We start from the raw sequence: 2,312 nt of genomic DNA on the forward strand, positions 1-2,312 counted from the left end.
TGACTATGGTCCGGGCGTAGCGGCGCAGCCGTGGTTCAGCGCAGGCAACTTCCCGAACAACATGCCGGCCATTTGGGATGAATACTGGGGCTACATCAGCAAGCAAAACATTGCGCCGGTCATCGTCGGTGAATTCGGCGGACGCGGCGTGGACACGTCGACGACCGAAGGCAAATGGCAAAACAAGCTGGTCGACTACATCAAGGACAACGACCTGTACTGGACGTACTGGTGCTTGAACCCGAACAGTGGGGACACCGGCGGCCTGCTGCTGGACGACTGGAACACATGGAACCAGCCTAAGCAAGCGATGCTGAACCGGATTATTAAAACCGGCCCGACGCCAAGCGGCACGCCAACGCCGACGCCTACAGCGACGCCGACGGCAACCCCGACGCCAACGCCAACGCCAGTGGGCGCAAACTTGGCCCTTAATAAAAACGTTTTCGTGAGCTCAACGGATATGGCCAACAACCCGGGTTCGGCAGCTGTTGACGGCAATATGACGACGCGCTGGAGCTCGGCGTATACAGACCAGCAATCGATCTACGTCGACCTTGGCTCCGTGCAAAGCGTGAATAAAGTTGTGCTGAATTGGGAAACGGCTTACGGTAAAAACTACCAAATTCAAACATCGACCGATGGCAGCAACTGGACGACGGTCGCCACGAAAACCAACGGCACCGGCGGCACCGATACGCTTTCGTTTGCAGATATTAACGCTCGTTATGTGAAAATGAACGGCACCCAACGCGGTACGCAGTGGGGCTACTCGTTGTATGAGTTCCAGGTGTATGGCGGCGGGACTTCGACACCGACGCCAACACCTACGGCAACACCTACGCCAACACCTACGGCAACACCTACGGCAACACCTACGGCAACACCAACGCCAACACCAACAGTAACGCCGACTCCGACGCCAACGCCGACAGCAACGCCAACACCGGGCTCGGGCTCGATCAAGGTTCAGCTTGTCAACGGCAGCACGGCCGCTTCGTCCAACCAGTTGTATCCGAAGTTCCGCGTGATCAACACTGGCGCAAGCAGCATCAATCTGACGGACCTGAAGGTACGCTACTACTACACGAAAGACGGCTCGCAATCGCAGGCGTTTAACGTCGACTGGGCAGCCAATGGCAATAATGCGATTCCAACCAGCAGCGTAAGCGGCAGCTTCGTCTCCGCATCGGGCACGAACACCGATACGTACGTGGAGCTGAGCTTCAGCAGCAGCGCAGGTAGCCTGGCGCCGGGAGCAACTCTTGAGGTGCAGACCCGCGTTAACAAATCCGACTGGTCGAACTACAACCAATCGAATGACTACTCCTTTAACGCCAGCGCTACGAATTTCGTGGACTGGAACAAGGTGACCGGCTACATTTCCGGTTCCTTGCAATGGGGCATCGCGCCTTAATTTTAAATAAAGAAAGGGATGTATAGCTTTGTTAAAAAGTAAAGTATTACAAGTGATTACAGCCCTGTCGCTGACCGTGTCCTCTTTGGGACTGGCAGCGGCAGGCGCTGAGGCAGCACCTAACTATTACCATACGTCTGGCAATAAAATCGTCGATTCGAGCGGTAACCAAGCGGTATTTAACGGCATTAACTGGTTTGGCTTCGAAACGACCAACTTCGCCCCGCACGGCTTGTGGTCGCGTTCAATGGACAGCGTGCTGGATCAGATGAAGGCGAACGGCTACAACCTGATTCGTCTGCCGTACTGCAACCAGATGTTTGATTCCGGCTCGCAGACAACAGGCATCGACTTCAGCAAAAACCCGGATCTGCAAGGGCTGAGCCCGATTCAGGTCATGGATAAATTGATTCAAAAGGCAGGAGCCAAAGGCTTCAAAATTTTCCTGGACCAGCACCGTCCGGACGGCAATGCGCAGTCGGAGCTGTGGTACACATCGGCGTATCCCGAGTCGCGCTGGATCAATGACTGGACGATGCTCGCCAACCGCTACAAGGGCAATGACACCGTTATCGGCGGAGATTTGCACAACGAGCCGCACGGCCCGGCAAGCTGGGGCACCGGCAACGTGAACACCGACTGGCGTTTGGCCGCACAGCGGGCAGGCAACGCGATTCTCGCGGTCAATCCGAACTGGCTGATCATTGTCGAGGGCGTAGAAACGAACGTGCAGGGCATGACCAGCAACTATTGGTGGGGCGGCAACCTGAAAGGTGTGCAAAACTACCCGGTCGTGCTGAACGTACCGAATCAGGTTGTCTACTCGACGCATGACTATGGTCCGGGCGTAGCGGCGCAGCCGTGGTTCAGCGCAGGCAACTTCCCGAACAACATG

At 56.1% G+C, this 2,312-nt stretch carries 1 protein-coding gene and 2 pseudogenes; all 3 read left to right on the forward strand.

Annotated elements, in window-relative coordinates:
• Window positions 1–331 (forward strand): annotated as a pseudogene (locus tag B5M42_RS25650) (cellulase family glycosylhydrolase); the annotation flags it as partial.
• 180 nt (window positions 332–511) lie between these two features.
• Window positions 512–1,417, forward strand: a pseudogene (locus tag B5M42_RS25655) (galactose-binding domain-containing protein); the annotation flags it as partial.
• 28 nt (window positions 1,418–1,445) lie between these two features.
• Window positions 1,446–2,312 (forward strand): glycoside hydrolase family 5 protein (locus tag B5M42_RS24945; protein WP_230633184.1); only part of this gene is annotated, 867 nt, incomplete at its 3' end.

The organism is Paenibacillus athensensis, assembly GCF_004514475.2.
Taxonomy (GTDB): Bacteria; Bacillota; Bacilli; order Paenibacillales; family NBRC-103111; genus Paenibacillus_AL; species Paenibacillus_AL athensensis.